Here is a 543-nt window from a genome sequence, read left to right on the forward strand (position 1 = left end):
GGATTTGGCGCGCGCTCGACCAAGCCGGCCTTGACGAGCTGGTCAATTCGGTTGGTCATTGTCCCCGATGTCACCATGGTCAGGTCAAGCAATTCCCCCGGCGACAGGCCTTCAGGCTTTCCGGACCTGCGCAGGGTCGCCAGCACATCAAAGCTGGCGAGGTTGAGCCCGTAGACCTTCCAGGTTTTGTCCATCTCTTTTCTGAGCTGAGCCGCCAGGCGGGAAAGACGCCCAATCGTTTCCATCGGTCCCACATCGAGGTCGGGGCGGGCTTTGTTCCATTGAGAAATGATACGATCGATGTGGTCCATAGAAGCATATTGCGAAGTTTTATCTTGACGTCAAGAGAATATAAGATATCTTGATGTCAAGATATATGGAGATCCCTCATGAAACATCATGTCGACATCGCGCTCACTGCCATCGCGCCGCTGATCTGGGGCAGCACGTATTACGTTACGACTGAATTCCTTCCTGCTGGGTATCCAATCACAATGGCTGCCCTGCGTGCGCTGCCTGCTGGCCTGCTATTGCTCGTTCTGG

At 54.5% G+C, this 543-nt stretch carries 1 protein-coding gene and 1 pseudogene; one reads left to right on the forward strand and one right to left on the reverse strand.

Annotated features, from left to right (window positions below; all coding sequences use genetic code 11):
- Positions 1–311: MarR family winged helix-turn-helix transcriptional regulator (locus ACR0EK_RS20335; protein WP_480968099.1), on the reverse strand; the 311-nt coding region annotated here is incomplete at its 3' end.
- Positions 312–389: 78 nt separating this feature from the next.
- On the opposite strand from ACR0EK_RS20335, the pseudogene ACR0EK_RS20340 reads away from it, so the two are divergent.
- Positions 390–543, forward strand: a pseudogene (locus tag ACR0EK_RS20340) (EamA family transporter); the annotation flags it as partial.

It is taken from the genome of Ruegeria sp. AE4 (genome assembly GCF_056542185.1).